This is a genomic window from Phormidesmis sp. 146-12 (genome assembly GCF_052939495.1).
Map to the genome: position 1 here is coordinate 1 of NZ_JBJPHS010000094.1, position 23172 is coordinate 23172.

General features: G+C 48.0%; 22 protein-coding genes. 16 read left to right on the forward strand and 6 right to left on the reverse strand.

Features of this window, described 5'->3' with window-relative positions:
- A partial coding sequence (locus tag ACKFKF_RS27250; protein ID WP_446870517.1) for an amylo-alpha-1,6-glucosidase occupies positions 1 to 521 on the forward strand: 521 nt, incomplete at its 5' end.
- A 238-nt stretch (positions 522 to 759) separates the two neighbouring features.
- Here the strand turns inward: ACKFKF_RS27250 and ACKFKF_RS27255 are convergent.
- Together ACKFKF_RS27255 and ACKFKF_RS27260 are read right to left on the reverse strand one after the other, a co-directional pair.
- A complete protein-coding gene (locus ACKFKF_RS27255; RefSeq protein ID WP_446870518.1) occupies positions 760 to 2556 on the reverse strand; it encodes a serine/threonine protein kinase in 1797 nt (598 codons plus the stop codon).
- A 326-nt stretch (positions 2557 to 2882) separates the two neighbouring features.
- Positions 2883 to 3968, reverse strand: coding sequence for a precorrin-8X methylmutase (locus ACKFKF_RS27260; RefSeq protein WP_446862000.1), 1086 nt, complete (start codon positions 3966 to 3968; stop codon positions 2883 to 2885).
- A 114-nt stretch (positions 3969 to 4082) separates the two neighbouring features.
- Here ACKFKF_RS27260 and ACKFKF_RS27265 point away from each other — a divergent pair, with 114 nt between their 5' ends.
- The 8 genes from ACKFKF_RS27265 (at position 4083) to ACKFKF_RS27300 (ending at position 13271) form a co-directional block, all read left to right on the forward strand.
- Positions 4083 to 5975, forward strand: coding sequence for a heavy metal translocating P-type ATPase (locus ACKFKF_RS27265; protein WP_446870519.1), 1893 nt, complete (start codon positions 4083 to 4085; stop codon positions 5973 to 5975).
- Between the two features lie 238 nt (positions 5976 to 6213).
- Positions 6214 to 6993 carry a 2-succinyl-6-hydroxy-2,4-cyclohexadiene-1-carboxylate synthase gene (gene menH / locus ACKFKF_RS27270; protein ID WP_446870520.1) on the forward strand — a complete coding sequence of 260 codons (780 nt, stop codon included), beginning with the start codon at positions 6214 to 6216 and terminating at the stop codon, positions 6991 to 6993.
- 232 nt (positions 6994 to 7225) lie between these two features.
- The gene (locus ACKFKF_RS27275) at positions 7226 to 8050 is read left to right on the forward strand and encodes a DUF2927 domain-containing protein (protein WP_446870521.1); all 825 of its coding nucleotides are present in this window, start codon (positions 7226 to 7228) and stop codon (positions 8048 to 8050) included.
- Between the two features lie 72 nt (positions 8051 to 8122).
- The gene (locus ACKFKF_RS27280) at positions 8123 to 8248 is read left to right on the forward strand and encodes a hypothetical protein (protein WP_446870522.1); all 126 of its coding nucleotides are present in this window, start codon (positions 8123 to 8125) and stop codon (positions 8246 to 8248) included.
- A 274-nt stretch (positions 8249 to 8522) separates the two neighbouring features.
- Positions 8523 to 10103, forward strand: coding sequence for a phosphoglycerate dehydrogenase (gene serA / locus ACKFKF_RS27285; protein ID WP_446870523.1), 1581 nt, complete (start codon positions 8523 to 8525; stop codon positions 10101 to 10103).
- 321 nt (positions 10104 to 10424) lie between these two features.
- On the forward strand, positions 10425 to 11315 hold the full coding sequence (gene prmA, locus ACKFKF_RS27290; protein WP_446862006.1) for a 50S ribosomal protein L11 methyltransferase: 891 nt from the start codon (positions 10425 to 10427) through the stop codon (positions 11313 to 11315).
- A 17-nt stretch (positions 11316 to 11332) separates the two neighbouring features.
- Complete coding sequence (locus ACKFKF_RS27295; protein WP_446870524.1) at positions 11333 to 11539, forward strand: hypothetical protein; 207 nt, start codon at positions 11333 to 11335, stop codon at positions 11537 to 11539.
- A gap of 550 nt (positions 11540 to 12089) precedes the next feature.
- Positions 12090 to 13271 (forward strand): class I SAM-dependent rRNA methyltransferase, encoded by a 1182-nt coding sequence (locus ACKFKF_RS27300; RefSeq protein ID WP_446870525.1) that lies wholly within the window; start codon positions 12090 to 12092, stop codon positions 13269 to 13271.
- A 106-nt stretch (positions 13272 to 13377) separates the two neighbouring features.
- Here ACKFKF_RS27300 and ACKFKF_RS27305 read toward each other — a convergent pair whose 3' ends face one another.
- From ACKFKF_RS27305 to ACKFKF_RS27315, 3 genes are all read right to left on the reverse strand, one after another.
- Entirely contained in the window at positions 13378 to 16218 is a 2841-nt protein-coding gene (locus tag ACKFKF_RS27305) for a tetratricopeptide repeat protein (protein WP_446870526.1), read from the reverse strand.
- Positions 16219 to 16546: 328 nt separating this feature from the next.
- Positions 16547 to 16798 carry a hypothetical protein gene (locus ACKFKF_RS27310; protein ID WP_446870527.1) on the reverse strand — a complete coding sequence of 84 codons (252 nt, stop codon included), beginning with the start codon at positions 16796 to 16798 and terminating at the stop codon, positions 16547 to 16549.
- A gap of 44 nt (positions 16799 to 16842) precedes the next feature.
- Positions 16843 to 17058, reverse strand: a complete 216-nt coding sequence (locus ACKFKF_RS27315; RefSeq protein ID WP_446870528.1) for a hypothetical protein — start codon at positions 17056 to 17058, stop codon at positions 16843 to 16845.
- 299 nt (positions 17059 to 17357) lie between these two features.
- Here ACKFKF_RS27315 and ACKFKF_RS27320 point away from each other — a divergent pair, with 299 nt between their 5' ends.
- Both ACKFKF_RS27320 and ACKFKF_RS27325 read left to right on the forward strand, forming a co-directional pair.
- Positions 17358 to 17744: a hypothetical protein gene (locus tag ACKFKF_RS27320; protein WP_446870529.1), complete on the forward strand. Its 387-nt coding sequence runs from the start codon at positions 17358 to 17360 to the stop codon at positions 17742 to 17744.
- A gap of 83 nt (positions 17745 to 17827) precedes the next feature.
- Complete coding sequence (locus ACKFKF_RS27325; protein WP_446870530.1) at positions 17828 to 18523, forward strand: DUF4079 domain-containing protein; 696 nt, start codon at positions 17828 to 17830, stop codon at positions 18521 to 18523.
- Between the two features lie 3 nt (positions 18524 to 18526).
- Here ACKFKF_RS27325 and ACKFKF_RS27330 read toward each other — a convergent pair whose 3' ends face one another.
- The gene (locus ACKFKF_RS27330; RefSeq protein WP_446870531.1) at positions 18527 to 19561 is read right to left on the reverse strand and encodes a DMT family transporter; all 1035 of its coding nucleotides are present in this window, start codon (positions 19559 to 19561) and stop codon (positions 18527 to 18529) included.
- A gap of 101 nt (positions 19562 to 19662) precedes the next feature.
- Between ACKFKF_RS27330 and ACKFKF_RS27335 the strand changes: the two genes are divergently transcribed.
- The 5 genes from ACKFKF_RS27335 to ACKFKF_RS27355 form a co-directional block, all read left to right on the forward strand.
- The gene (locus ACKFKF_RS27335) at positions 19663 to 20178 is read left to right on the forward strand and encodes a DM13 domain-containing protein (protein WP_446870532.1); all 516 of its coding nucleotides are present in this window, start codon (positions 19663 to 19665) and stop codon (positions 20176 to 20178) included.
- A gap of 214 nt (positions 20179 to 20392) precedes the next feature.
- A complete protein-coding gene (locus ACKFKF_RS27340; protein ID WP_446870533.1) occupies positions 20393 to 21190 on the forward strand; it encodes a helix-turn-helix domain-containing protein in 798 nt (265 codons plus the stop codon).
- Between the two features lie 139 nt (positions 21191 to 21329).
- A complete protein-coding gene (locus tag ACKFKF_RS27345; RefSeq protein ID WP_446862018.1) occupies positions 21330 to 21689 on the forward strand; it encodes a hypothetical protein in 360 nt (119 codons plus the stop codon).
- Between the two features lie 38 nt (positions 21690 to 21727).
- On the forward strand, positions 21728 to 22378 hold the full coding sequence (locus ACKFKF_RS27350; RefSeq protein WP_446862019.1) for a Crp/Fnr family transcriptional regulator: 651 nt from the start codon (positions 21728 to 21730) through the stop codon (positions 22376 to 22378).
- Between the two features lie 109 nt (positions 22379 to 22487).
- Positions 22488 to 23172: hypothetical protein (locus ACKFKF_RS27355; protein WP_446870534.1), on the forward strand; the 685-nt coding region annotated here is incomplete at its 3' end.

Below are 23172 nucleotides of genomic sequence, written 5' to 3' on the forward strand. Positions count from 1 at the left end.
TGTTAGCCAGATTTTCGCGCTTTTGGAATGAGTCAGCGGGCTATTGTTTTGACGTGTTAGATTCGCCTGATGGCAATGATGCTGCCCTGCGTCCCAATCAGATTTTTGCCGTCTCGCTGCCCGACAGTCCGCTGACCAATGCCCAACAAAAAAGCGTCGTGGATGTCTGTGGACGATCGCTGCTCACTTCCTATGGACTGCGATCGCTGGCTCCGTCTCAAATCGGCTATCAGGGGCACTATGGCGGTTCACAGTTTCAGCGTGATGGGGCTTATCATCAAGGCACAGCCTGGGGTTGGTTGATTGGGCCGTTTGCGATCGCTCATCTGCGGGTGTACAACAATCCGATCAAAGCGAGAGAATTTTTGGAACCGATGGCCAATCACCTTTGCGCGCATGGCGTAGGCAGTTTGAGTGAAATTTTTGATGGCGATGCGCCAATGATTCCCAATGGCTGTACGGCTCAAGCCTGGACGGTGGCAGAAGTGTTGAGGGCATGGTTTACGATCGCCAATGCTTGAACCAAAATCTTGTCTAACAGTCCTTCAGAATTGGCAGCTTGGAGGCAGAAGACGTAAGCACCGAAGCGAAAAACGGCGTTGCTGAATCAGGGGATGAATTGCCCCAAAGCGGCGGGAAACCCAAGGTTCAAAGTCCCCCAAGTTTGGGGGATTTAGGGGGCGAAAAGATGGACACTTCCCACAGATTCATCCCTCCAATCAGCAACGCCCAAAAAACCTTCATCGAACTGATGTTGCCTTAATTGCGATCAATCTCATCTTTGGAAATAACAAGGCTGAGTTGATAAGTCACCGAGTCAGATTGGTGAGGAACAATCACAATTTCATAGTTGCCCGATCGCTTCACCTTTCCTGACCAGGAAGTTTCCGACGAACTTTTTGGCACAGGGGCAGAATCAGCAGGCGAAAAAATCGAAATTCGGGTCGAATCTTTCGGCACTTTTAGAGTTAATTGTAAGGACTGATTTTGTAATAAACGAGCGATATAAACTTTTCCTTGACCATTTTTTAGAGTTTGCTGATCTTTAAACAAAGGAGCTTTTACGACCGTTGAATTTGTTTGAATCGTACTCGCTTGATCGTGCGCGATCGCATACCAAACTTGACCGAACTTACGAGGATTGAGTAATTTTCCTTGCTGTTGAGGAAACCACTGTAAAAATTGAGCATCTGACAACGTTTCGAGCGATCGACTGCTAACATTTACCGACGCTAACCAATCGTTATAGCTGGCTCGATTGTATTGCCCTATTCCACTTCGCGCCTGAGAACTTAGGGCTTCTAATTGGTCTAAAACGGTGTTGGCGATCGCGTTCCATTCTTGTTTTAACCGATTGGATTGGGGGTCAGATTCTAGCGATCGACTTTGCAATTGTGGATATTTAACAAAAAACTGCTCGTCTACCAAATCAGTGAATAAATCGTAGGGAATCGTTAGCTTTTTGCGGCGATCGCGCAGCGCTTCTTGAATAGCTTGTGGATCTTTGGGCGGAACTTTAACAGAGGGAGCGATCGTTTTTGGAGCCGTGACTAATATAGGTTCTCGAACGATCGCCACAATTCTCCAGACGGCAATTCCTGCCAATCCAACAAATAGAGTTGCAAAGATCAAAAGAGAAAAGTCTTGCCAGATTTGAGGTTCAGAAGAAGATTTTTGAGGTGCGAAATCTGAGGTCTGAGTTGAAGTCGAGTTCTGAATTTTAGTCGGTTTTTTGAGCTTGATTTCTGCGATCGCTCTCCTTACTTTTTCCGCCGAGGCAAACCGCTTGTCTGGATTGGGGCACAACATTCGCTGCAAAACTTGGGCAAAATGAGGACTGACGATCGCCCATTCTTGCCAAGACCACGCCTGCGTTTTTTCGTCATAGAGTTCTTCAGGTTCTCGCCCAGTTAGTAACACCACCGCAACCACCGCCAGAGCATACAAATCGCTGTCTCGCTCGACTCGATCGCCCAATCGCTGCTCTAAGGGTGCATATCCCCAGTCATGCGATCGCTGATGAGGCTTGAGTTTTAGATCAAACGCCACTTCTTTAAGCAACCCAAACTGAATCAGGACGGGAAGACGATCGGAGTGTCTGAAAACAATACTGTTGAGCGAAATATTTTGGTGAATCATGCCGCGATCGTGAACATCGCTCAAAACAGGCAACAATTTTTCAAACAGATCCAAAACTTCGGCTTCTAAGAAGAGATTATTTTGAATCAGTCGATCGGTTAACCAGGCTCGATAACTAATTCCTTGCACATAGTCTCTCACCCAAAATAAGCGATGATCGTGGACAATTACGACTCGAAATCGAGGAATTTGAGGGTGCTGCAATTGCGTTAAAACACTCACCTTTTGCTGAAATTGCTCTCTTAAATCATCTAAATTTGTCGCTCTAGTTGGAATGAATTCCTCCAAAACACAGCGCTCATTCAAGCGTTTTTGATCTTCTGCAATATAGGCCCAACCGTACTCTCCCTGCCCCAGTATCCCTATAATTTTGTAACGGTTGTGCAAAAGCGTCCCGATTGGAATTGGAGATTGCATAGCAGACAAGTTAAACTATTCGCCTCAAAAAAACTAACCTTCAATTGAGTCGATCGCCCAAAAAGTTTGACCAGATAAACGATTCAAACAGAACTTTTGTACTAATCTAACATCAGCAATCCAATTTGAATCAGATCTCATACCAAATCAATTTTCAGGGGTAACCGATCCTTGACCTCCCCCAACTCCTTACTAAGGCGGGCAGCTAGAAAATTCCACCTTTGTAAGGTAGGGCTAATTTATTTGTGAGATGCAAAAGGCGAGGAATATCGAGATCAAGTTGACGTAGATTTAGAATGATTCGCACGATCGGAAAACAACGTTTCTCAGTGGCTTAAATAGCAATGACAATCCGGTTTCTCGATCAGAGACTCGACGAGAGAATTTAAAGCAACGGCTGCTAACAATCCACCCCCGATCGTGCCTTCGATCGTCACATACGGCAGGTCTAGCTGCATCAATCGTCGCTTGGCGGCTGGGGCATGACTAAATCCGATCGGCATTCCAATTATCAAAGCGGGTGCAACCGTTCCCTGACGAATCGCCTCACACACCGCCAACAAAACAGACGGCGCATATCCAATCACCAAAATACATCCCTGGGGAATCTGCTGTAGCCGCTGTTGCCAATTGGCTTGATGCCGAAAAGCTTGTTCTGCTTGAGTGACATCGTTGATGTGAGGGTCATCAATCAGCATTTTTGTGACGCAGTTTAGATGAGCGAGACGAGTCTGATCTAAAGCCGCCGTCACGGTGGGAATGTCGGTCACGATCGTACATCCCTGTTTCATTGCGTTACGAGCCGCCGCGATCGCCCCTTGACTGACTTTCACAAACGGCACCAGACTCAGATCTCCACAGGCAAGAACCAGTTTTGACAGCAAATCGACTTCAATTTCGGAGCGATCGCTTAAGTCTGGTAGCAATCGCTGTAGTGATTCTTCAAATGATTCTGGGTGATGATCGACTGCGATATCTAATCCTCTCCACAGCGTTTCTAATTCTGTTTGGGTCTTTGCTTCCAAATGTTTCAATTGAGCGATCGCTTCGGCTTGGACGATCTGACACTGGCGATCGCGTCCCAGTAATCCTTCTAATGCGGCTGCGGTTTGTCTAAGATGAGTCATTTGCTGAATCACCGATCGATACTGTTGTTGAAGTTGTCCAAGCAAGGCAGTCTGTTCTGATTCGGGTTCGGCTTCTAGCAGTTTGTGAATGTGGGAAAGCTGAAATCCCTGCTGCTTGAGGGTGACAATTCGCTGCAAACGCTGCACGTCTTTTTCGGTGTAGAGCCGATAGTTTCCGGGCGATCGTTCGGGTTGAGGAAGCAATCCCAATTGATGATAATGACGCACCATGCGAGGAGATACGTCGCCGCCGACGGTTTGAGTAAGTTGTTTGATGGTCAGCATGGGAGGGAGGAGGGAGGAGGGAGGAGAGAGGAGGGAGGAATTTGTAGCGTTTGCTTGACCTTAACACTGATGTCAATGTTTAGAGTGAGGGAGTTCTCTTGACGATCGCTCCTTATGCAATCTGTTCGCTTTCCTCAATTTGCTAAAGATCATCCCGATGCGATCGCGGCTCTGACTTGTGGGTTTCTGGTTCTCTTGGGCTGGGCGGCGTTGAATATAGGCTGGCTGAGTGTGGGATTGTTGATTCTTCCGGCGGCTTATGTGATTGGGGGCTATGACAGCGCTCGTGAAGGACTGACGACTCTGTTTGCAGAGAGAGAACTGGATGTCGATTTGTTGATGATTGTGGCGGCGCTCGGTGCAGCAGGCTTGGGACTCTGGCGGCGAGAATATTATCTGATTGTCGATGGAGCCGTTCTGATTTTGATTTTTGCGATTAGCGGAGCGCTCGAAGGGTATGCAATGCAGCGCACCGATCGCAGTATTCGCAGCTTGATGAGTCTGACTTCTGATACGGCACGAGTCTTGCAGGATGGACAAGAACAACTGATTTTAATTCGAGAATTGCAGGTGGGCGATCGGCTGCTTGTCAAACCAGGAGAATTGATTCCGACCGATGCTCTGATTACGCAGGGAAACAGTTTAATCAACCAGGCAGCGATCACAGGCGAATCACTTCCCGTTGAAAAAAATGTAGGTGACGAAGTATTTGCGGGAACGCTAAACGGAACGGGAGCCTTAATGCTCAAAGTTCACCAACCGCCCGAAAGTAGTCTGATTCAGCGCGTGATCCGACTCGTCGAACAGGCCCAAACCGAAACGCCTCCGTCACAGCAGTTTATTGAGCGATTTGAACGCAGTTATGCCAAAGTGATTGTCGTGACAGGAATCTTACTCGCCCTTCTGCCCCCATTTTTCTGGGGCTGGACTTGGGAAACCACGATCTACAGAGCCTTAATTTTCCTCGTTGTCGCGTCTCCCTGTGCATTGATGGCAGCAATCATGCCGACGCTGTTATCAGGAATCGCCAACGGTGCGAGACAGGGAATCTTATTCAAAAATGGCGCTCAATTGGAGATGCTGGGCAAAGTGCGGGCGATCGCTTTCGACAAAACAGGCACCCTCACAACCGGAAAGCCCAGCGTTGTCAAAATCATCGCGGCTCCAAGCTATTCTGAAACTCAAGTTCTGGAAGTCGCCTCGGCGTTAGAAGCTTATTCAGAACATCCGATCGCTCAAGCAATTTGCACCCATCTTCCCTCCAATTTGTTAGCAACGGACGTACAAGCGCTTCCCGGTCAAGGAGTTTTGGGATTAGTGCAGAGACAGCCATCTCTCGCGGGCAAAGCTAGTTTGATTTCTCAAGTGCCACCCCAATTCTCACAACTAAGCGACCAGCTAGAAGCCCAAGGCAACACTGTCGTTTGGGTCGCTCAATCTGAGAAAGTTTTGGGACTGATTGCGTTAGCCGATACGATCCGACCGGAGGCGATAGGAGCGATCGCTCACCTGAGAAAATTGGGCATCGAACAGATAATTTTGCTCACGGGCGACAATCCACGCAGCGCCGATCGAGTTGCTCAAATGCTAGGAATCGACCAGGTTTACGCAGACTTATTGCCAGAAGACAAACTACATCTAATGAAGCGTCTACAGCGTCAATACAAAACGGTGGCAATGGTAGGCGATGGAATCAACGACGCACCCGCTCTCGCCCAAGCGTCTGTCGGTATTGCGATGGGAATTGTCGGCAGCGATGTGGCCCTCGAAACGGCGGATGTCGTCTTGATGGCAGACCGTTTAGAAAAAATTGGCAGCGCGATCGCGCTGGGCCGCAGATCTCAAGTCATTGTCAAACAAAACATCACCTTTGCGCTCACCTTTATTGTTCTTTTGCTAATTGCCAATTTTGCAGGTGGCATTACCCTCCCTTTGGGCGTAGTGGGTCATGAAGGCTCGACCGTTCTAGTTACATTAAGTGGCCTGCGGTTGTTGAGAAATGGTTAATAAACTTTAATTAACCGGAGTTCGATAAAATCCTCTATGACAATTGACCATTCCGAAATGCCTTTAACCTCTCAATAAATTAACGTCAGTTCGAAGCGAAAAAACTCCATCGAATTCACGTTAAATTAAGTATTCTATTTGAGTTGTGAGAATTCGGTGGTTAGTCTTTGACCGTAAACTAGTCCCTAAGAACTAATCACTAAGAACCCGCTATTTCAAACATCCCATCTGAGAACCGTTGTTTCAATTTAACTTTACGCGCCACGGCTCGACGACTTTACCTGTAATCCTCTTCCTACATGGGTTTCTTGGAAGTAGTGAAGAGTTTGCCGATATTGTTCCTCAGTTCGATCGCTGCTGTTGTCTGTGTCTTGATCTGCCCGGACATGGCAAAACTCAGGTGGTTGGCGACTATTCACTATCTACTACGGCACAGGCGATCGTAGACTTGCTCACTCAACTCGACATTCCCCAGGCTATTCTCGTTGGGTATTCTTTGGGCGGACGGTTAGCATTGTCTTTAGCGTTGCAGTTTCCCGATCGCTTTCCCAAAACAATTCTCGAATCAGCCTCTCCCGGATTAAAAACAGAGACCGAACGCGCCCTTAGAAGAAAACACGACGACCAACTGAGCGATCGCATAACGTCTAATTTCCCAGAATTTCTCACCGAATGGTACGATCAGCCGCTTTTTCGATCGCTCAAACAGCACCCAAATTTTGCTGCCCTTTATGAACATAGATTGAAAAATAATCCTATCGAACTAGCGAAATCACTGCGAAACTTAAGTACAGGTCGTCAGCCCAGCTTTTGGAGCAAATTGGCACACTACAAGCAGCCGTTACTATTAATGGTGGGAGCGCACGATCGCAAATTTGTCTCCATTAATCAAGAAATCGCCGCCCGCTGCCCAACTGCCCAACTTGAAATTCTTGTCAACACTGGCCACAACCTTCACCTCGAAAACCCGCAAGCCTTTACAATGCACATCAGCGATTTTTTGCGATCGACTCATTAGATACACCAAACGATTCGTTGTTTCCTGATCAGAAAGTTCTGGCTTGTAAAAAGGTGATCGATGAGAGCGTCCGATCAGAAAGCACTATTTTTAGAACAAGTGTACTATTAAAGAGCTTTCTTCACGGCGCTTTTTTCTCGACCTTTGGGAATTCTGACTCCATCTTTCAGCACTTTCTCAAACCTCCTCAAAAAAGCTGACTCAGCACACCCCTGCGTAAGGAAGAAAAAACATGCGATCGCTCTCCCTTCTTAAAGCAATCACCTGTCACCCCCTGCTTATCGGATTTGTCTCAACGCTGATCCCGATCGTGCTGATTTCTCCTGGTTTTAGTCGTCCGGTCGCCCTTCCGCCCTCTAGTTTTCTTCAGTCTGCCGCCTCCGAGCCGGGAGAATATACGCAAGAGCAGATTCGTTATTTTATGGAAGTTGCAATGGGCGCAGAGTATTCCAATGTTAACGGAGCTAAAATTCGTAAATGGCAAGAAGATCTGAGAATTAAAGTACTCGGAACGCCAACGAATGCAGATTTAGAAACGCTAAACACGGTTATCAACGAAATCAACGAGTTAACGGCTGGAAACGTACGGTTACAACTAGTCACCCAAAACCCCAACGTCACAATTCACTTTGCTCCAGAATGGAAATTTAAACAGCTTGAGGCAAACTATCAGCCTATAAATTATGGCTACATTTGGACACAGTGGAATAACGACACGATTACGAACGCCAACATTCTGATTACCAGCAAGCAAGTCACCCAAAAAGAGCGATCGCATCTAATTCGCGAAGAGTTAACGCAATCATTGGGATTGATGCAAGACTCTAACCGCTATGCAGATAGCATGTTTTATCAACCCTGGACGGATGTGACTCAATATTCGAGTCTCGATCGGGCGTTGATCAAGATGCTATACAGTCCTCAAATTCGTCCCGGTATGAACCAAGCTCAGGTGATCAACGTTCTCAATTCACTTCAAGCACAAACCCCATCAACCCAGTGTGACTCCAAACAAATCGCTCTAGACTTTGGCAACCCAACCTGTGCAAAGCGTTAGAGACTGTCAGCAAGTAGCTTGTCGGCTAGAGCGCAGTGACATCCCCATCGGGCGAGTGGCCTACTGAAGGGGATGTTAGACCTCTCTAAAGAAGTCCTCAAGATGCCGCTGCTCTATGAACATGCGGTTTGTCCACTCATCCCAAAACGATCGCACTGGCTGCCCGATCGCCTCACCCCCAGCCCCACGATCGCATGATTCAATCCATCGTTTCTACGGTTTAGAAGAACGATCGCCCTGTCTGCCACCAAATATACAGACTCGCTGACAAGAATCGAAAAACTTTTGGTCATCCGTCGGGCAAGCGACCCCAATCCCTTAGAATGACGTATCGGGGAAATGCTGAAGTAAGTAAAGTTATGAGTAATGAGTTTTGACTTGGGCCACCCTGCCAAATCAGACCCAAACACTCAAAGCTGAGAACTCAAAACTCTCTCCCCTTGCCCTTCTCTACTCCATCCCCTTTAATTTTATGCCCAAGGTTCTTGTTTCTGATCCGATTGATCAAGTCGGGATCGATATTCTCTCTCAGGTCGCTCAGGTCGATGTCAAAACAGATCTCACTCGCGAACAATTAGTCGAAATTATTTCAGAATACGACGCGCTGATGATTCGTTCTGGAACTCGTGTCACCCAGGAAGTGATCGAAGCGGGCACCCTCCTCAAAATTATCGGACGCGCAGGCGTGGGAGTCGATAACGTCGATGTCACCGCCGCTACTCGCAAAGGCATTGTCGTCGTCAACTCACCCGAAGGCAACACGATCGCCGCCGCCGAACACACGATCGCCATGATGATGGCTCTGTCTCGCTACATTCCTCAAGCCAACGAACTCCTCAAAGGTGGCAAGTGGGATCGCAAAAACTACACGGGCGTTGAAGTTTATAAAAAAACGTTGGGTGTGGTTGGCTTGGGCAAAATTGGCGCTCACGTTGCCACAGTGGCCAGAGCGATGGGCATGAAGCTATTAGCCTTTGACCCCTTTATCTCTAACGAACGCGCCGATCAGCTAGGCTGTCACCTGGTCGATTTGGATGTGCTGTTTCAAGAGGCAGACTACATCACGCTACACATTCCCAAAACCTCGGAGACGGCGAATCTGATCAATGCAGATGCGATCGCCAAGATGAAGCCCACCGCCCGGATCATCAACTGTGCCAGAGGCGGGATCATTGACGAAGCAGCCTTAGCCGACGCGCTCAAAGCAGGCCAAATTGCCGGAGCCGCGATCGACGTATTTGCATCCGAACCGCTCGGTGAGTCGCCACTCAAAGCGCTGGGTAAAGAAATCGTTCTCACGCCGCACCTGGGAGCCTCGACCGAAGAAGCTCAGGTGAATGTGGCGATCGATGTCGCCGAACAGATTCGCGATGTCTTATTGGGGCTGCCTGCACGATCGGCGGTCAACATTCCTGGTCTGCGTCCCGATGTGTTAGAGCAGCTAAAGCCCTACCTACAGCTTGCCGAAACCCTGGGAAATCTAGTCGGACAACTGGCAGGCGGACGCATCGAATCCCTCAACATTGGCTTGCGGGGAGAATTGGCAACCAATCAAAGTCAACCGATCGTCGTCGCGGCCCTCAAAGGATTGTTGTCTCACGCCCTTCAAGAACGGGTCAACTACGTCAACGCCAGCATCGAAGCCAAAGAACGGGGCATTCGGGTGATCGAGACTCGTGACGCTTCGGTTAAGGACTACGCGGGATCGCTGCATCTCTCAGCCAAAGGCGCACTGGGCGAACATTCTGTCACGGGTGCCCTACTGGGAGATAACGAAATCCGCGTTACCAGCGTCGATGATTTCCCGGTCAATGTCCCCCCCAATCGCTATATGCTCTTTACCCTGCACCGCGATGTCCCCGGCATCATTGGCAAAATCGGCTCCCTGCTGGGCAGCTTTAACGTCAACATTGCCAGTATGCAAGTCGGACGCAAAATTGTGCGCGGCGATGCGGTTATGGTCTTGAGCATTGACGACCCCCTACCAGAGGACGTTTTGAATGAGATCAAGAAGGTGTCTGGGATTCGGGATGCGTATACGGTGACGCTTTAGAGGGATGAGGGATGAAAAGGGATGAAGGATGAGGGATGAGGGATGAAAAAGGAGGATTCTGATAGTAATGTGAGAACGTAGGTTATTCCAAACCCTTCAACATTCCTCGCGATGGGGATTTGAGGATGGATTGGTTAGCAACAAAGTACACTGTGCGACATCACGAGCAGCAGAATGGATTCACTGTCAAACTTCTTCTTAGATAAGAGAGATTCTGAAGTTCAAGAAGTGGAAATAGGCACACCCTGGATTCACTGCCAAACTTCATCTCTCATCCCTCCTCGCGAAGCGGAACAAAGTTCTCCCTCATCCCCGTAACTCATGGCAAATAGCTGGTGGGAAATTCAAATATTTTGTGACACTGCGCTCGATGAGGTGGTGTTTTGGCGACTCGAAAAGTTTGGCTGTCGGGGGACTTCGAGCCAGGTAAAGGGGTCGTCTTGCCTCGTGTCTGCCTATTTGCCCCAGCAGCAAGCGGGTTTGTTGGATTTATCGGCGCTGTCGTTGTTGATTCGGCAGGATGCGCTCTGTGTCGAGTCTTCGCCGCCCGTGGTGCAGTGGCATCTGATTGACGAAGAGGATTGGGCGAGTAGCTGGAAGGTCTATTGGCAACCGCAAGAAGTGGGCGATCGCTTCCTGATTAACCCCGCCTGGATTCCTGAACCAGAGAAGACCGATCGCTTGATTCTCACACTAGAACCCGGTGTCGCCTTTGGAACGGGCGATCATGCTACGACGCAACTCTGTCTCGAAGCGTTGGAAATGCGCTTTAGCGACAATCCGCAGAATATTACAATTGCTGATGTGGGCTGCGGGTCGGGCATTCTCTCAGTTGGGGCGATTTTGCTAGGAGCCGCTCAAGCTTATGCGGTTGATACCGATCCGTTGGCAGTCAGAGCCACGCGAGAAAATATTGAACTGAATCATATCGACCCCGATCGCTTAACCGTCGGTGAGGGCAGCGTAGACCAGTTAGAGAAGATGATCAAAGAACCTGTAGACGGTCTGGTGTGCAATATTTTGGCTGAAGTGATTATCGATTTGATTCCTCAATGGAAGCCGATCGTCAAACTTACCACCTGGGGCATTTTGAGTGGCATTTTGCTAGAGCAAGCCAAACCCGTCGCAGACACCCTCGAAGAAAACGGCTGGATCGTCGCAGCCCTCTGGAAACGTGGCGATTGGTGCTGTCTGAATATTCGCCGATCGTAAGGACAATTCCCATTCATATGGATATTCTCGTTTTCATTCTCAAGGTTTTGGGTTTGTCCTTGGGCATTTCTCTATTAATCAAATACGCTGGCCCCCTGGCGGCGATCTCTTCGAGTTACCCGCAAGGGGTCGCTCCCACAACCCCAACCGTTCTCGCCCTCATTCTTTCGCCCTCCCTCCTTCTCCTGTGCCTTCTCCTGATCCGACAACAGCGCGCCGATTAAGGAACGCGAGTTTATTAACCTGAAATTCTCTAAATATGCTTGGTCAGTTGATTTTGGCTTCGTTTTAATGGGTTGCAGCCCCCTAAATCCCCCAAATTTGGGGGACTTTGAAGCTCGAACCCGTTTTGAATTCCAGAATTTTTTGATCTCAAAGTCCCCCAGAATGGGGGATTTAGGGGGCGAAGTCGCTTGGCAATAAACGATCTTATTTAATTCGTGATCCTAAGCAGCATGTCACGAATGAGATAGAGACTGACACACCTGAACCAATAGAGCCAACGCCTTCATCCCTCCTCCTTCATCCCTCCTCCTTCATCCCTCCTCCCTCCTCCCTTCCACCAAGCAGCCAGTTGAATATCTGTCATAAGGAGGATTGTGAATGAGTGGAATTTCCCGGATTATGTTTGGCGTGAGGAGTTAGCGAATTAGAAAAGCCCTTGGAGTCGAAACACGGCCAGACGTCCAGGGGCTTTTCTGCGTCCGGAGCGATCGAGATTGCGTCCAGTGTTAGGATCAATGACTCATCATTTCGGATGTCCAAGGTGCCGACATGTCCAAGTTGCGCGAGATTCAACTGCCGACTTCGCTCAAAGATCATTTAGTGCAGGGGCATCCCTGGGTTTATCGCAATCATGTGCCGCCGAGTCTTCGATTACCATCGGGGAGTTGGGCCAAGGTCAGGTGTGGTGGCTGGTCGGGCTTTGGGCTGTGGGATGAAAGTGGCTCGATCGCCCTGAGAATTTTTTCTGAACAGCAGCTTCCAGATGCAAAATGGCTCCGTCAACAGGTGCAGGCGGCCTGGGAATTGCGATCGCCCCTTCGCGCCAGAGGTTGTACGGCGTATCGGTGGCTATTTGGCGAAGGCGATGGACTACCGGGCATGACGGTCGATCTGTACGGCGATTTTGCGGTGATTCAAACTTACATGGAGGGGGCGGCGGTCTTGCTGGATTGGCTGGTAGACGCGCTAAAAGCCATTCATCCGCTCAAGGGAATTTTGCTGCGATCGCGTCCCAACGAGCTTCGAGAAGGCGACGAAAAAACTCAGCTTTTGTGGGGCAAACCCACTCCCAGTTCGCTCGTTGTTCAAGAACACGGACTGTTGTTTGAAGTGGACTTGCAGACGGGGCAAAAGACGGGATTGTTTTTAGACCATCGTGAAAATCGGCGGTTTGTGGAAGGGTTGAGTGACGATCGTACGGTTCTCAATTGTTTTGCTTACACGGGGGCTTTTTCGCTCTATGCGCTGCGCGGAAATGCTCGTCATGTCACCAGTGTAGACATTGGCAAAGGATTGAGCGCCGCTGCTGAGAAGAACGTTTTGTTAAATGATTTGGATGCTAAAAAACATACCTTTGTGACCGCAGACTGCTTCAAATTATTGGACGACTACAGCCAAGAAAAGCGTCTGTTTGATCTAATCATTCTCGACCCGCCCAGCTTTGCCAAAAGTAAACAAAATCGCTACGCTGCCTTGCGCGGTTACACAAAATTGAATGCGATGGCGCTGCGTTGTGTGTCTCCCGGTGGGCTACTCGTGACGGCAAGCTGCACCAGTCAAGTCAGCCCCGAAGCCTTTAAGGAAGTGATCGCCGCAGCAGGCGCAAATTCGGGAAAACGCATTCAAATTATTCATGAAGTCGGACATGCGATCGACCATCCGGTTCCCGCACAGTTTGCAGAGGGGCGATATCTCAAGTTTGTGGTGGGCAGAGTCAGGAGTCGGGGATGAGGGAGAACTTCCTCAAAGTCCCTCACTGGTGGGGGATTTAGGGGGCTGCCCGGATTAATAACCGCAGCGGATAATCTTATCAAATTCACGTCACTGCAAAATCAATTTAACTCTGAAGTATCTGCAACAATCGCTGAACTTGAATTTCCCAAGTCCAATTTTGCATAAACTGAGCGGCTGCGTTACCTCGACGAGTAGCTTCTGAGCGGTTGTTATATATGGCTTCCAACGTCTCGACTACTTCTTCGACATCAGACTCGCCCCAGCCCTGGGTGCCTCGATATTGCTCGTTTCCCGATATGTTTTTCTGCGTCCGTAAGGGGTAACCGCGATCGTCTCCAATCAGATCCAAATGTCCAGTATTCATCGAGAGAATGGTAGGAATTCCACAGGCAAGACTTTCCATTGCAACCAGGTTGGTGCCGCCTTCTGCACGGTTGGTAAATATCGCGACATCTGCTTCTCTTAAGATGCTTGGAGCTATGTGATTGGGAATCAATCCTACGTGTAGAATTGCGTTTTCAGGAATTCCATTTTCGATTAGCCAGGGTGTAATTTGTAGATGTCCCTGAGCGTCTACTTTCGGGAGTTTATGAATATGTCCAGCGCGTTCCAAACCGACCATCGTTCGTGCCCAATAGTTGTGCCATGCAGTGATCAACAGCGCTTCTGGGTGACGGGCCTGAAAGATTCGGAAGGCGGCAATGATGATGTCTTGTCCTTTGCGATATTCCAGTTTGCCGCCAGAGAAGATGACGAACCGATTGGTCAACATTCCTGATTTTGGCATGGGATAAAAAAGGCTGGAATCAATACCCTGCTGAACCGTTTCGACCGTCAAGCCGTAGCTTTTGAGAACGTCCGCATTCCAGATAGAGCCAGCGATCAGGCGATCATACCGTTTTCCTCGTTCCAAAGCCTGTTTGTCAAAGAACGTATCTTCTGAAAAAATCACACCAATGTTATATTTCCCATTCACACGCCTATCTTCTTGACTGATTGCAAAATGATTGCCTGTTGCTTTAAGAATCAGTAAGTCAGCTTGTAGAATTCTATCTGGATGTTGATGTAAAACTTGTTGTAGCTGCTGTTGAAACTTCATGAAGGGTAGGAGGCGCGATCGTACGATCGGATTCAACTCCTGGGGAAGTGGCATTAATGGAATCGGTTCCACATCAGCAGTTTTTAATAATTGGATTGCTAGATTTAATCCATAAACACCCCAACCGAGACTACCGCCAATCGGAAAATTGATTCCAACTAGAAATGGCTTTTGAGATGAAAATGAAATACTAGAGTTATTGTTTTGAATCAGTTGCGTCAATTCTTTTTTAATACTTGCGATCACACCAGACCAATCCCGCGATCGCACTTGTCGAAACAGCCGAGCCGTTGGATACCAGGGGCTATCCGCTTGATCGAGCAGCCAACGCCAATCGGGAACCGTGCATAATAAAATCCAGACAGGTTTGCCCATTGCGCCCGCTAAATGAGCGACTGCCGTATCGACGCTAATCACCAAATCGAGTGGGGCGATCGCTGCCGCCGTATCTGCAAAATCGCCTAACCGATCTTCTAAATCATGCAGACCTGTAACTTTGTACTGTTCTTGAAACTGCTGTAATTCTGCGGATTTGCCCTTTTGTAAACTATAAAACTCAATGCCTTCCAGAGCGAAAAGAGGTAAAAGATCGGTGAGCTTGGCCGAGCGATCGACATCGTTGCCATTTTTAGGATTGCCTGCCCAAACGAACCCAACTTTAAGCGAGGTGCGGGATGTCGAAGCCGAAACGGGAGTGGACAGATAGGGAATGGGCGCAGGAATGGTCTCTAAAGTAGTGCCGAGAAGATGGGGCAAACTCAACAACGGAACGTAACAATCAAACTCAGGTACAGACTCGCCTTCAGCAATCAAGCGATCGATGCCAGGAGCCGTTTTTAGCAAGCGAAACAGGGGAGGAGGACAGCCAAACAGCACCCGTCCGCCTCGTTGTTTGACCAGTGGTGCATAGCGAATAAACTGAATCGTGTCGCCTAACCCTTGTTCGGGATGCAGCAAAATTGTTTTGCCTGTGAGGTCAGAGCCATCCCACTGCGGCTGAGAAAATTTGGGCAACGGCAGATCGCCTCCGATCCAGCGCGACTCATATTCCCGAAAACCCTGACGCAAATCGCCCTGTAACAACAAAATAAAACTGTAGTTAAATCGCACTTTTGGATAGTCGGGCCGCAGTCGCAACGCCTGCTGATAGCTGTCTGTCGCCGCCTGAAAGTTGCCTTGCTGATAGAGTGTTGTTCCTAAATTTTGGTAAGCTTCGGGGAAGTTTGGATCAAGCGCGATCGCTCTTTTCAAACACCTCACAGCCTCATCCAATCGCCCCGATCGTCGATACGCATCCCCCAAACTATTGTGCGTCAAGGCATGATCTGGTTTGAGCGCCAGCGCTTTCTGAAAGGCCGCGATCGCTTCCTCTACCTGCTCCAAATTCTGCAAACAAGCGCCTAAGTTGTGAATGGCTTGTCGATGGTCAGGTTTGAGCTTGAGAACGGTTTGATAACACGCGATCGCAGCTTCATCATTACCCTGTGACTGATAAGCATTACCCAAATTGTAGTGACTTTGGTAGAAGCTTGAATCTAACTTGATCGACTGTTGGTAATGAGCGATCGCTGGTTCATACTGCTCTAGTTTTGAGAATGCCGTCCCAATGTTGTAGTGAGCAGAAGCGTTATCTGGATTGAGCGCGAGGACTGTGTTGTAGTAGGCGATCGCTTGTTCAAATTGATGCGTCTGACAATACAGCATTCCCAACAGTTCTAACGCCTCTAACTGGTCAGGAAACTGCTGCAAAATTTGCTGACAAATCTGCTCAACCGTCTCCCAGTCACCTGCTTGAAACGCCTGCTGGGCTGCATGAATTGGTGGATTAGGAACATCTACTGCCATTGTCAACGAATGAAACAACATTTCCAGGGATGCTATTCAGCTACGCCTTTTACTATTGTGCGTCGAGGCAGGTTTTTTAGATCAGCCATTTGTACCTAACGTAGCTTCTTTGCAAGCCAGATTCATCCTCGATTTGCGTGGAGAACTTGCACATACCGGGCACCTACTTTCTTGAATTGACGTTACGTTGACTAAGCATGAATACCTGGCGATTGAAATCGCTGCTATCAGAACAAAGTCCACCTCCGTGGACTAACGGTTAAAATCGCCTCTTTAGTGTGCGAAGGCACACTTTGCTCTTGTAGCCCCGACTTTTGTCGGAGGGCATCTATGATTCGTGCAGGAAGTCTAATGTGTTTGAGAATGAGTTGAGACAAGCCGCATATGCCATCACTAGAACTTCCATCGCCTCATCAGTTCGCCAGTCTCCGTCTGGAAAATCAAATAGCTCCTCTACATGCAGTACAGGCAAGGTTACTTTTTGCTGTTCAACACTGAGTCCGAAAAATGCTGTAAGCATCTGCAAATTTTCGTTAAGTTTGGATGGCATGAAGCTGATAAATTGGTCGGTAATGTTCAAATTATTCGCTCTTAATATTTCAACGTATTAATTCTCAACCCTTGCTAGGTTCTATAACGAAGCCGCATAAGCTCTAAAACTAGAAAGTGTTTCAGATTGCTTCGATAGGCTTTCTGAGAGTTGGGCGTGAGCGATCGAGCGTTGAAAAACTCATCAATGCGTGAAGTTCTCAGATCTACTGAAGTAGCAACTTTGTGAACTGGTGGCTCTGTGCCTTGGAGTTCAATAAAAACGGGGTCTGGGACGAGTTGGCGCCGCATCTTGATGTTGTCCGTGAGCTAATCCCTAATCTACTACCATACAACGCCTTGAGTGTCCTTAAAATGCAGCTTAAAATGCAGCGAACGGTGGCAGGAGACAACACGGGCTTGCCGTTTTCTACCCCCAACAAATGCGCCTTAAACTGAGCGACTTGGAGAGGTGTGATCGATCATGAAAAAACTTTCATAGTTCATTCATTGTGCATTCATGCCCAACCCCGAAAGTAGAGCGTGTAAGGCAAAGGCAACCAAACCTTACAACACACCCTAACTCTTTCTTCAACTCGGAGGTTTTCATTATGAAGCGCGTTCTTCTTTCTACTCTATCGATTTTGGCTCTGTCTAGTTTTGTGGCTCCTGCAAAAGTTGCAGCGGAAGCACCGATTGAACAAAAACCCGCGGTTGCCTCGCAGTTCCCCAAAGGGGTAAACGTTTCTTCTACCAATCGCCCGACTTCGTTGCAATTCTCGCCCAATGCCTTAGTTAACTCAGCATATCGTGGTAGCTACATCAATCAAGGCATTCCCAGTTATGCCCAACTGCATCATGCTTATGTGAGTGGACAAGTGACGGCTGAGGATTTGGTGAGAGTCGCTATTGCACAAGGACAACTTTCGCCAGAAACGCTCTCGGATACTGGCTACATCCGCACGGTAGATGCAAAGTTGGGATCGCTCAGCCAGTAGTCAAGGACACGATAGGTCGGTAGAGATAGCTTATAGAATTATCTCTACTGATTTCGACTGCAACGTTCTCAATGGAGTGTTTTATGCAGATTGAAGATGTCGCAGGATTGATTCATCCCCTGATTGTGATCGCATTCGTATTTCCAATGATTGGGATTGTGACGAACTATGCTTGGCAGACTCGGCAGCGTCGTCTTGGTACGGATAAAAGCAGTAAGAATAAAATTGCTCCGGGTGTTGGTGCAGAACATCTTCGGTTGGGACGGCTGCTAAGTAATGCAGTCGTGATGGTTTCGCTGGTTGGCTTGGCACACCCGATCGTGTTCAAAATGATTGCGAGTAATGCTTGGGGACAAGCGCCACTTCGAGTCGTGTTTGTTGGACTCGTGTTTGGGTTGACTATCGCAACGCTAGCAGGTCTAAATCGAGCCAGCAATCGGCTCTGGAGGGCTGTCTTCGCAACTTTGACGGGAATGGGAATTATTTTGCTCGGCTCACAACCCGAAGTGTTTCGCCGTGAATTTGAGTGGTATGTGTCTCATTACTACTATGGTGTGGCGGTTTCTTTGTTGATGATTTTTTCGCTTGCAATCGTTCCAGACATCTATCGCGATCGCAAAAACCGCTGGCGCAATGTTCACATCATTCTTAGTTGTCTTGCACTGTTACTGTTCATTGGGCAAGGGTTTACTGGATCGCGTGACCTGTTAGAGATTCCGTTGAGTTGGCAAAAACTGCACATTCAAGCGTGCGACTTCCAAAAGCTGACTTGTCCATAAGGTTCAGAGTCCTTTGAAGCCTGTTTCGTTTTCAATCGTCTGCACGATCGAGGCTGATTTTGGAACGGTTCGTGATCTCTGATGCCCGGTCGCAACTTGACTCAGCCCGATTCCCACTAAAACAATGCTGCCTCCAATGTAGTGTGCCATTGTCGGAGTCTCGCCCAAAATCAAATAGGCAAAGGCAACACCCGCGATCGGCGTAAACGAACTAATCAATGATGCTCTTGAAACTGTAGAGCCTTGCAATCCTAAAAGCCAAAACGACTGACCGAGCACAACAATCACGGTTCCATAAACCAGCATCCACTTCCACAGAAACGGCGCAAACACATCCATGAAATGGTGATGACCATAGAGCAGGAGAGCAAGTAAAAAGAAAACAACTGTCCCGAATGCGGTGCGAACAATGCTATAGAGTCCAATCGGAATTTGAGTCAGTCTCGTTTTAGAAATTACCGTCGAAACCGCTATCGCGATCGCGCCGAGTGCTGTTAACGCTTCCCCTTTTCCGAAAGTCAATCCAGCCATCTGAATCATCTCTGTGGGTGGCTGCAACAGCACAGACAGCATCACCCCGATCAAAACAACGATCGCGCTCAATTGCTCAAGGCGAGTGACCTGTTCTTTAAGCAACCAGATTGAAAGAACAAGTGCGATCGGGGGTTCTAGTCGTCCAACTAACACAACATTATTCACGGCGGTCAAAGAAAGGGCTTGAAAAATGAAAGCAGGTGCGATCGCGCCCGACAAAATCGCAACAGCAATCAATCCCGTCCATTGTTGCTGTGACAAATCCTTGAGCAATCTCAGTTGCTGTCGATGCAGTAGAACAAGTACAAACAATGCACAAATGTTACCAACAAACAGAACATTGCACAGCGAAACGGGATTTCGCCCGTCAATCAAGTGTTGCGCTCCAAGCTCGGTTACTTTTCGAGTGACAGAGTTTGCAGCCCCAAAAATTAGGACAGCAAGCCATAGATAGACCTGACCTGAAATCGTTCGTTTGAATCGGTCGACGAGTTGTTTGAACATGAATTTCTTTTCATGAACTATTCATTTGCGGTTCATACCAGTCTGCGATATTCGCTTCCATAAGGCAAATCCAAACACGCAGTTCTCAAGGAGTTTTTGACATGAAGCGCGGTTTTCGTTACATTCTACTGTCCTGTCTCGTTGCGATCGTCGTTGTGAGTTGTGGAGGAAAAGCAACGACCCAAACCTCTAGCCCAATGCCTCAAAGTACAGTTGTCGCCCCAACGACACCGCAAGCTGCGACAGCAAAATCGAGTGTGATTTCATCTGGTAACTTTGTGAACGGCGAACACCCAACGCAGGGTAAAGCAGAAATTGTCAACCAAAACGGCAAGCGAATTTTGCAACTGAACGATCAGTTTAAGACTTCGACCTCTGGACCTGATCTTGTTGTGGTGCTGCATCGCTCTGCTAATGTCATCGGGGAAACAACGCCACCTGCATATCCGCTCAAAGAGGGCGATTATACGGTTCTCGCACCGTTGAAAGAATACAGTGGAGCGCAAAGCTATGAGATTCCAGAAAACCTGACCTTGGATGGCTTTCAATCGGCAGTGATTTGGTGTCGTCGCTTTAATGCGACCTTTGGATCTGCTGCCTTGAAATCTAGCAGTTAACGAATCGCTAATATTTCTAAATCCTTCCTGACCTTGATTTGAATCAAGGTTTTTTGTGTGGGTTAGGATAATCTGGAACCAATGTACAAGAGATGTTAATGCGAATGGAGTGGAATCGATGGATAACATTGTTTCACCAAAATGCTCAGCTTCTTGGTCGGAGATTTTGCCCCAAGATTGGGTTCAGGAGAGTTGATCGATTCGCGATCAAGGATTGATCGTCACGCATGATCTCCAGCCTGCTGGCGAAGTCGATGCGCCGAATGGACTTACAGAGCATCTCTTATGCCTCAGTCTCAACAGCAATGTCCGCCAGGTTACACGCATTGATGGACAGGAGTATGATGGTGCAAATCAGGTAGGAAGTACGTTTCTCATTCCTGCTCGAGCTCCTACGTTTTGTTATTGGGAATGTGAGCAAGCGGATGAAGCGATAAGTTTTTATGTCAATTCCCAACGGCTTCAGCAGATGGCAGCAGAAAATGATTGTTTGTATCCGGAGTGCACCGAGTTGCATCCCGTTCTAGAGATTCAGGATCACCAATTGACCGCGATCGCGACTGCTTTCCATAGCGAAATGTACAGCGATAATCTCGGTGGCAAACTCTATACCGAATCCCTCGCCAATCTATTCCTGATTCATCTGCTACGGAACTATTCGACTCAAACACCTACTCTACGATCTTACGATCGTGGCTTATCGCATCAGCAACTTCAACAAGCGATCGACTTCATGCAGGATCTTAGCGATGAACTGAGCATACAAGATGTTGCTAATCTGTTAGGCATGAGCCAATACTATTTCTGTCGGCTGTTCAAGCAATCACTAGGAACATCTCCGTATCAATATGTGCTGCAACAGCGAGTCGAGTTTGCCAAGCGATTATTAAAGCAACAGGATAAACCGATCGCCCAAATTGCCCTAGAGTGTGGCTTCACCAGTCAAAGTCAGATGACGCAGCATTTTCGCAAGCTTACAGGCACAACACCGAAAGCCTATCGCAAGCTTTAAGCAATGACCAATCAGAACTGAGAGCCATGAAAAAACTTTCATAGTTCGTTCATTTTGCATTCATGTCCAACCCCGAAAGTAAGAGTGTAAGGCAAACGAACCTTACTGCACACCCAACTCTTTCTTTTGGAGGTCTATTATGAAGCGCGTGATTCTTTCTGCTCTGTCTGCTCTCGCTCTCTCTGGTTTTGTCGCCCCGGCTGCGTTCGCCGAATCACCAACCGAACAGAAAACAGCCATTGTGTCTTCCACCCTGAATCGTCCGACTTCAGCTCAATTCTCTCCTAATGCTTTAGTAACCTCAGCATACCGAGGCAGCTATATCAATCAGGGGATTCCGAGCTATGCTCAATTGCATCATGCCTATGTGTCTGGGCGAGTAACGGCTGAAGATTTGGTGAGAGTTGCTATTGCACAAGGACAACTTTCACCAGAAACGCTCTCCGATTCAGGTTACATCCGCGTTGTGGAAACCAAACTTGCATCACTCGACGACTAACAGATTCAGGTGAATTGTTGATAGAGATGTTCGCGGGAATGTCTCTATCGACCCCAAAGTTTTCAATTAAAGTTCTCAAGCATTCCATGATCGAACAACTGTCTACGGAGTTGCAAACGTTACTCAACTGGCAAACAGTTCCGAAAGGGCAAGTCATTTTTCGGGAAGGTGAACCTGCTGACTTGCTCTATTTTCTCGATAGTGGACAAGTGAGACTGCTGCACTATACCAGCGCAGGAAAGGCAGTAGACCATTATCGAATCGAAGCAGGAGAGTTCTTTTCGGAAGTGGTGCTGTTCTTAGATAACTATGCGTGTACTGCAATGGCAGAACGTCGATCGCGAATTGCAGCCATTCCGACAACTGCATTTTTAGCGGAACTGCGTCGAAACGTTGAACTATCAGCAAGGTCAATGTCACAAATGGCACGACGGCTGCACATTACGAAGATTGTTTTGGAGTTGAGAAGTCTGCGATCGGCGCGGGAACGAGTGCTGCGCTACTTACAAAATATGATTCCTCTGATTGGCGAACCGGAGCAATCCCGGATCACACTTGATCGTCCTTTTCGATCGATTGCAGGCGATTTGGGAATCAGCGCGGAGGTGTTTTCGCGAACGCTGAAGCAACTTCAGGACGAAGGCGTAATCGATCGCGTGAATCGAACCATCACACTTCGAGAATCTTAAAATTTTCTAAAAACTTTCCTATCTTGATTTGAATCAAGGTTTTTCTGCGTTAGTTGGGATACTGTAGAACCAATGCCTGAAAGATTTCAACATCATTGGAGTGAAGTCGATGGATAGCCTTGTGTCAAAGCGATCCTCAGCCTCTTGGTCGGAGATTGTGCCCCAAGACTGGATTCAGGAAAGCAGAACGATCAGCGATCGAGGATTGATCGTCACGCATGATCTCCAGCCTTCTAATGAAGTGGATATCTCTAACGGTTGTGCGGAGCATTTTTTAATCTTAAGTTGTAACAGCAATTTTCGGCAGATCACTCGAATTGATGGACGTGAGTATGAAGGATCACTGTTACCAGGGAGTGTTCTCTTAGTTCCTGCTCATGCTTCTAGTTTCTGTTACTGGGAATGTGAGCAAGCGGATGAAACGGTGTGTTTTTACATTGATCCCCAGCAGCTTCAGCAAGTCGCAGCGGAGAATGATTGTTTGTATCCAGAGCGCGTCGAGTTGCGTCCAGTTTTGCATACTCGCGACGATCAACTTGCCGCGATCGCGACCGCTTTCCGTAGCGAAATGTACAGTGATAGTCTCGGTGGCAAATTCTACACAGAATCTCTTGCTAACCAATTCTTGATTCATCTACTCCGCAACTACTGTACTCAAACGCCGACTCTGCGATCATATAGCGACGGCTTATCACGCCCTCAACTGCAAGCAGCACTCAACTTTGTGAATGACCATCTAATACCAAATCAACTAGAGATAGATACAGATAGGGCATTCATGATGAATGGATATT

Bases quoted from the DNA above. Each gene is read 5' to 3' on its own strand.
- ACKFKF_RS27330 (WP_446870531.1), bottom strand. From the start codon at position 19,561: ATGTTCAAACAACTCGTCGACCGATTCAAACGAACGATTTCAGGTCAG.
- ACKFKF_RS27335 (WP_446870532.1), top strand. From the start codon at position 19,663: ATGAAGCGCGGTTTTCGTTACATTCTACTGTCCTGTCTCGTTGCGATC.
- ACKFKF_RS27345 (WP_446862018.1), top strand. From the start codon at position 21,330: ATGAAGCGCGTGATTCTTTCTGCTCTGTCTGCTCTCGCTCTCTCTGGT.
- ACKFKF_RS27300 (WP_446870525.1), top strand. From the start codon at position 12,090: ATGTCCAAGTTGCGCGAGATTCAACTGCCGACTTCGCTCAAAGATCAT.
- ACKFKF_RS27320 (WP_446870529.1), top strand. From the start codon at position 17,358: ATGAAGCGCGTTCTTCTTTCTACTCTATCGATTTTGGCTCTGTCTAGT.
- ACKFKF_RS27275 (WP_446870521.1), top strand. From the start codon at position 7,226: ATGCGATCGCTCTCCCTTCTTAAAGCAATCACCTGTCACCCCCTGCTT.
- prmA (WP_446862006.1), top strand. From the start codon at position 10,425: ATGGCAAATAGCTGGTGGGAAATTCAAATATTTTGTGACACTGCGCTC.
- ACKFKF_RS27260 (WP_446862000.1), bottom strand. From the start codon at position 3,968: ATGCTGACCATCAAACAACTTACTCAAACCGTCGGCGGCGACGTATCT.
- ACKFKF_RS27350 (WP_446862019.1), top strand. From the start codon at position 21,728: ATGTCTCTATCGACCCCAAAGTTTTCAATTAAAGTTCTCAAGCATTCC.
- ACKFKF_RS27280 (WP_446870522.1), top strand. From the start codon at position 8,123: ATGTTAGACCTCTCTAAAGAAGTCCTCAAGATGCCGCTGCTCTATGAA.
- ACKFKF_RS27315 (WP_446870528.1), bottom strand. From the start codon at position 17,058: ATGCGGCGCCAACTCGTCCCAGACCCCGTTTTTATTGAACTCCAAGGC.
- ACKFKF_RS27295 (WP_446870524.1), top strand. From the start codon at position 11,333: ATGGATATTCTCGTTTTCATTCTCAAGGTTTTGGGTTTGTCCTTGGGC.
- serA (WP_446870523.1), top strand. From the start codon at position 8,523: ATGCCCAAGGTTCTTGTTTCTGATCCGATTGATCAAGTCGGGATCGAT.
- ACKFKF_RS27305 (WP_446870526.1), bottom strand. From the start codon at position 16,218: ATGGCAGTAGATGTTCCTAATCCACCAATTCATGCAGCCCAGCAGGCG.
- ACKFKF_RS27325 (WP_446870530.1), top strand. From the start codon at position 17,828: ATGCAGATTGAAGATGTCGCAGGATTGATTCATCCCCTGATTGTGATC.
- ACKFKF_RS27255 (WP_446870518.1), bottom strand. From the start codon at position 2,556: ATGCAATCTCCAATTCCAATCGGGACGCTTTTGCACAACCGTTACAAA.
- ACKFKF_RS27265 (WP_446870519.1), top strand. From the start codon at position 4,083: ATGCAATCTGTTCGCTTTCCTCAATTTGCTAAAGATCATCCCGATGCG.